The 5,671-nt window shown below is 66.8% G+C and carries 8 protein-coding genes; all 8 read right to left on the minus strand.

The genetic code is table 11. The features are described 5' to 3' along the window. Nucleotides 1-24 precede the first annotated feature (24 nt). Nucleotides 25-453, minus strand: a complete 429-nt coding sequence (locus ACESY8_RS08310; RefSeq protein WP_007494052.1) for a EutQ-related cupin domain-containing protein — start codon at nucleotides 451-453, stop codon at nucleotides 25-27. Next, on the minus strand, nucleotides 446-1,537 hold the full coding sequence (eutH, locus tag ACESY8_RS08315) for an ethanolamine utilization protein EutH (RefSeq protein ID WP_007494054.1): 1,092 nt from the start codon (nucleotides 1,535-1,537) through the stop codon (nucleotides 446-448). The genes ACESY8_RS08310 and eutH overlap by 8 nt, the downstream gene beginning before the upstream one ends. Before the next feature lie 88 nt (nucleotides 1,538-1,625). Continuing rightward, the gene (locus tag ACESY8_RS08320; protein WP_009258343.1) at nucleotides 1,626-1,859 is read right to left on the minus strand and encodes a EutN/CcmL family microcompartment protein; all 234 of its coding nucleotides are present in this window, start codon (nucleotides 1,857-1,859) and stop codon (nucleotides 1,626-1,628) included. Beyond that, a complete protein-coding gene (locus ACESY8_RS08325; RefSeq protein ID WP_007494059.1) occupies nucleotides 1,834-2,106 on the minus strand; it encodes a hypothetical protein in 273 nt (90 codons plus the stop codon). The genes ACESY8_RS08320 and ACESY8_RS08325 overlap by 26 nt, the downstream gene beginning before the upstream one ends. Further along, nucleotides 2,103-2,726, minus strand: a complete 624-nt coding sequence (gene pduL, locus ACESY8_RS08330; RefSeq protein WP_498794698.1) for a phosphate propanoyltransferase — start codon at nucleotides 2,724-2,726, stop codon at nucleotides 2,103-2,105. Before pduL ends, ACESY8_RS08325 begins: the two co-directional genes overlap by 4 nt. Then, entirely contained in the window at nucleotides 2,713-3,447 is a 735-nt protein-coding gene (locus tag ACESY8_RS08335; RefSeq protein WP_009258341.1) for a cobalamin adenosyltransferase family protein, read from the minus strand. Before ACESY8_RS08335 ends, pduL begins: the two co-directional genes overlap by 14 nt. A gap of 3 nt (nucleotides 3,448-3,450) precedes the next feature. Further along, entirely contained in the window at nucleotides 3,451-3,750 is a 300-nt protein-coding gene (gene eutM, locus ACESY8_RS08340; protein WP_035298542.1) for an ethanolamine utilization microcompartment protein EutM, read from the minus strand. Between the two features lie 374 nt (nucleotides 3,751-4,124). Further along, on the minus strand, nucleotides 4,125-5,591 hold the full coding sequence (locus ACESY8_RS08345) for an acetaldehyde dehydrogenase (acetylating) (protein ID WP_498794699.1): 1,467 nt from the start codon (nucleotides 5,589-5,591) through the stop codon (nucleotides 4,125-4,127). Between the last annotated feature and the right edge of the window lie 80 nt (nucleotides 5,592-5,671).

The raw sequence follows: 5,671 nt of genomic DNA on the forward strand, positions 1-5,671 counted from the left end.
CCCCCCCCCCCCCCCCGCCCGGAATCAGCCGCCCTGGCTCTGCCAGTCGGCGGGGTAGACGAAATAGAGGAAGCGGGCGTGCCCGGTGACGGAGAACTGGATGGAGCTGTTCTTTGGGATATAGATCAGCTCCCCCGGCCCGGCGGAGACGGTCTCTCCGCCGATACGGATGTCCAGCCGTCCGCTGAGCACGTAGTCCATCTCGTCGTAGCGCAGGGTCCAGGGAAAGGTGGTGTCGGTCATCTCCATGACGCCCACCCCCAGCCGCGGGGACTCCTGTAGGGTGAATAGGTCACGGGTGTAGACCCGGTCCAGGGGATTTCCCGTGTCCATCCGGTGCTCCTCCGTCACCGCGATGCGGGGCACCTGCACGGCCTTCACCCCGTGGGTTCCGCCGCCCAGGCGCTCCAGCAGCACCTGCCGCACCAGCGCCTCCAATGCGGTCTTATCCATGGCGCTCCTCCTTGTATTTTCTGGTGATCAGCATGGCAACCGCCACCGCTGTCACGCCGCCCACCAGCTTGCCCACAATCATGGGAAAGATCATGGTGGAATCAAAGCCCGCGGTAAAGCCCAGATGGTCGCCGAACACAAAGGCGGCGGACACCGCAAAGGCCACGTTGATGATCTTACCCCGCCGGTCCATATCGTGGAGCATCTGGAACATGGGGATGTTGTTGGCCAAGGTGGCCACCAGCCCGGCGGCCGCGATGTCGTTCATGCCCAGCACATGGCCCAGCTTCATCAGAGGGGTCTTGAATACCCTGGTGATGACATACACCAGCGGAAACGCCCCCGCCAGCACCACGGCGATGTCGCCCACGATGGCCACGCCCTCTGAGATGGGGTTCATCCCCGGAATGAGGGTGAGGGGGGTCAGCTTTTGGATGATGGCCGCCGCCAGGCCGATGGTGATAATAATCACAATGATTCTGCCAAAGACCTGGAAGCCTTTTACCATCCCGTTGGGGAGGAAGGCCAGCCCCAGGGCGATGAGCACGGCGAAAAGCGCGATGGGGATCAGGTTACGCAGTACCATCCCCACCGGGAACCCCGCCGCCAGGCCGCCCGCGAAGCTGCCGATGGGGATGGTGATGACACCTGCCAGCACGCCGGTGGCCAGATAGGGGCGGTCCTCCGCCTTAATAATGCCCAGGCCCACCGGGATGGTAAACACGATGGTGGGGCCCAGCATGGAGCCTACGATCAGGCCGCCGAACTGTCCCGCCTCCTGGGTCAGGGCCAGCTCCTGGGCCAGGGGCGCGCCCCCCATGTCGTTGGCCAGGAGGGTACCCGCGAACATGGCCGGATCGGCCCCCAGGGCCTGGTAGAGAGGCACCACCACCGGCCGGAGCAGGTTGGCCAGCACCGGGGCCAGACAGATGATGCCGATCATGGCCAGGGCCAGGGAGCCCATAGCCATGATACCCTCCTCAAATTTCTCCCCCAGGCCGAACCGGTTGCCCAGGATGCGGTCAACCGCACCCAAGGCCATAAAGACGACCATAAGGTAGACAATAATCTCGTTGATGGACATAGTATGTCCCCTTTCCGCGGCTCAGGCGGGCGGTTGGGCCGCCAGCCTGAGAGGATGACCGCCGCCCACATGCGGCGGCCTTGCTTTTCTAGCTCTCGTCCAGTATGCCCACAATGGCGGCATCAATGGGGAGCTCCGCCCCCGCCGCTACCCGGGCCGCGCCGCCGGTGGCCACGAGGACGGTCTCTCCCTCCCCGGCCCCCACGCAGTCGGCGCACACCAGCAGGCGCTCACCCACCCGCACGGTCAGAAACGCCTGCCCGGTGAGGGCGGGGGATTTTTTTGTGGCCCAGACCTTACCGGCCACCTGTCCCAGCAACACAAATACCCATCTCCCGCAGGCGCCGCTCCAGACCGGCGCATTTCTGATAGATGCCAAGGGGGGCGGTACGGCGGTAGCGGCGGTACTCCAGGGCGTCCCGCTCCACCCGCACCCGCGCCCCGGCCAGCAGGGCGGCCAGCACCTCGGTCTCCGCCGCCGTCTGGGGGGCGCAGGCGGCCAGGCGGCCCATGGAGGCCACCGGCAGCCAGGTAATGACCAGCGTCCGCCCCCGCCACTCCAGGGTCATTTCAAAATCACGCCCCGGTCGCCCTTTTGAAAGCCGCACGCATTGGCCTCGTCGTAGTCGATATGCACCACCGTGGAAAACTGGGGGGATACCCGCACCTCCACGTCCTGGAACACCAGCGGGCGGCTGGTAAAGCACTGGAGGCGCACCCGCTGCCGGTCCGCCACGCCGAAGCGGGCGGCGTCCTCCGGCGTCATGTGAATGTGGCGCTTGGCCACAATCAGGCCGCGGCTCAGGCGGAGCACCCGGTCCCCGTGGCGGAGGGTGAGGCCGGGGGTGCCCTCCGTATCGCCGGAGAGGCGCACCGGCGGGGTGAGCCCCAGGGCCACCGCATCGGTGAGGGAGATCTCCACCTGGCTCTCCGGGCGCTCAGGGCCCAGAATCACCACGTTCTTCAAGCTCCCCCTGGGCCCCTCCAATGTCACCCGCTCGGCGCAGGCGAACTGCCCCGGCTGGGACAGGTCTTTCGTCCGGTTGAGCCGGTAGCCCGCGCCGAACAGGGTCTCCACATCGGCCCAGGACAGGTGGACATGCCGTCCGCTGGCCTCCAGCTCGATGGTCAGGCGGGCGACCAGCTCCTCCGCCAGCCGCTCCACCGTGCTCAATTTACTTGCGTTCATAGCGTCCCGCCTTTAACTTAATCATGAAAATCCACATCAGGGAGGACAGCCGGTTCAGCCCCAAGATCATGTCGCCCCTGGTCACGTTGCCGTCCGCGTCACGGAAGGCGGCGTAGGCGGCCAGCTCGGTCTGCCGCACCACAGTGCGCAGCTTGTTGACCGCCAGCAGGGCGGGTCCGTCGGTATAGCAGGCCAGAAAGTGGGGCTGGCCGAAGTGCTTCTCCGGATAGTGGGAGTACTCCCGGAGCTGTTCCGGCGTATAGCCGCACAGCTCGATGGCCCCCACCGGCTCGTCCAGTACGTCGAAGCGGATATAGCGCCGGACAAAGCCCAGAACCTCCTCCAGCTCCCCGGCCAGGGCCCCATAGCCCTCCCCCGCCGCCGCCTGCTGGGTCAGCAGGATCTCCGCCTCCAGGGCGTCGATCCAGCCCCGGAAGGCGATACGGGGGTGGTCCTTGAACACCAGTACATTCCCCTTCAGGTGGGTCATGTGCTCCGGCTTTTCATTCAGGGCGGCACCGAACAGAGTGCGGTATTTGGCGGGGGCGGACGGGGCCCCTTCCCCGGCCGCCTCCCCCTGGGGGTAGACCACCTCTACCCGGTGCTCCCGCAGATAGTCCCGCGCCCCCGGCGTGAGCATCTGGTCCCGGTTGACCACCACGGGCCCCCGTGTGCCCTGGTTGGACATGCGGCGCACGTCCTCCTCGGTCAGCAGCGCCATGGGTTACACGTTGTCCATCTCGCCCTGGGCATGGGGCAGGATGTGGTCCACCTCGGCGTGGGGGCGGGGGATGACGTGGACGGAGATCAGCTCTCCCACCTTTTCCGCGGCGGCCGCGCCGGCGTCGGTGGCCGCCTTCACCGCGCCCACGTCGCCCCGCACCATGACGGTCACCAGGCCGCCGCCCACCTGCTCCTTGCCCACCAGCTGCACGTTGGCGGCTTTCACCATGGCGTCGGCCGCCTCGATGGCGCCCACCAGTCCTTTTGTCTCCACCATACCCAGTGCGTTTGTATTGGCCATATTACGGTTCCTCCTGTCAGTCGTCTGTTTGGGTTGTTCCGGTTCCGCCTCCGCCTTCGGTGGGGGAGACGGCTTTGGTTTCTTCGTTTTAGCCGCCCGGGCGGCCTTCCTGGCTGGGGCGGGCGGGTGCTCCGCCGCGTAGCTGCCGGTGCCCGCCCCCTTGTGGGCCGGGGCGGCCAGGGCCGCCGACACGGGTGTGTGCGGAACGCCGCCCACCGCCCCGGCGGGCTCACCGTTGCCGGCGTATACGGTGTGGGCCTTATCGTCCTCCATTCCCTCTGGCTCCTCTGCCGTCAGGGAGTTGGTCAGGGCCTGCACCTCCTGCAATAGCGCCTCATGTGGATTGAGGAGCACGCCGTCGGCGTTGACCTCGCTCATACGCTCAGCCTCCCTATAATCCGGTTGACCAGTTCGTTGAGCAGGCTCTCATCCACGGCACAGGGGGCATATCCGGCCGCGGGGCGGTTCCCCCGCAGCTCCTCCAGCTCTTTGACGCCCCAGGCCACCCGCTTGATGTTGATGAGGTCCAGGGGCCCGATGTTGTTGGAGCTGGACGAGCCGCCCACCGCGCCGCACCCCAGGGTGAGGGCGGGGAACAGGCAGGTGGTGGCCCCGATGCCGCCCAGGGCGGCGGGGGTGTTGACCAGCACGCGGCTGGCGGGGACGGCGGCGGCAAAGCGCTTGGCGGTGCCGGCATCCTCGGTGTGGATGGCGAAGGTGTGGCCCGCGCCCTCCCACTCCAGGATTTCTACGCAGCGGCGGAGCACCGCCTCCTCGTTGTCCTCTACATAGTAGGCCAGAATCAGGCCCAGCTTCTCATTGGAATAGGGATAGCCGGGACCCACCCCGGTCTCCCGGGCCACCAGTACCCGCGCCGTGGGGGGTACCCGGGTCAGGCCCGCCAGCTTGGCCACCGTCTCCACGCTCTTGCCCACAATGGCCGGATTCATGGTGCCGTTGGGCCGCAGGATGAATTTGGAGAGGAGGCGGTGCTCCTCGTCGTCCAGCAGATAGGCCCCCTGGGCCTTCAGCTCCGCCGTGACCGCCCCCTCCATCCGCCGCTCCACCACAATGGACTGCTCGCTGGCGCAGATGGTGCCGTTGTCAAAGGTCTTGGAGTCCAGAATCCGTTTGACCGCCAGGCGCACGTCGGCGGTGTGGTGGATATAGGCCGGCCCGTTGCCCGCGCCCACGCCGATGGCGGGAGTGCCGGAGGAGTAGGCCGCCTTTACCATGGCCCCGCCGCCGGTGGCCAGAATCAGGCGGGTATCGTCGTGGCGCATGAGGGCGTTGGTGGCCTCCAGGGTGGGGGTGGTGATGCAGGAAATGCTCCCCGCCGGGGCTCCCGCCCCCTCCGCCGCCCGGCGCACCACGTTCACCGTCTCCAGGATGCAGTTTACCGCGCTGGGGTGGGGGGAGAAGATAATGGGGTTGCCCGCCTTCATACAGATCATGGATTTATAGATCACGGTGGAGGTGGGGTTGGTGGAGGGCACCAGCCCCGCCACAATGCCCACTGGCACGCCGATATCAATGGTGCGCTTCTCCCGGTTTTCCGCCAGGATGCCGTGGGTCTTTTCGTCTCGGATGGCCTCATAGAGGGTGGTGGCGGCAAAGCGGTTTTTAAGCTCTTTATCCTCTTTTTTGCCGAAGCCCGTCTCCTCCACCGCCATGTCGGCCAGCCCCCGGGCGTGTTCCCCGGCGGCTGCGGCGATGGCCGCCGTTATTTTGTCCAGCTGCTCCTGGCTCATACCCGCCAGCGCCCTCTGTGCCTGCTTGGCCTGCCGGAGCAGCTCTCTTGTCTCTTGAATGGATTGCAGATCCTTGTCCAAATGGTTCACCTCGTCTTGTCTGGCGGCGGGCGGACACAGTTCGCCCCCGCATCGCCGGGGGGGGGGGGGGGGGGGGGGGGGGGGGGGGG

The sequence above is a fragment of the Clostridium sp. ATCC BAA-442 genome, assembly GCF_964239415.1.
Classification (GTDB): domain Bacteria; phylum Bacillota; class Clostridia; order Oscillospirales; family Oscillospiraceae; genus Flavonifractor; species Flavonifractor plautii.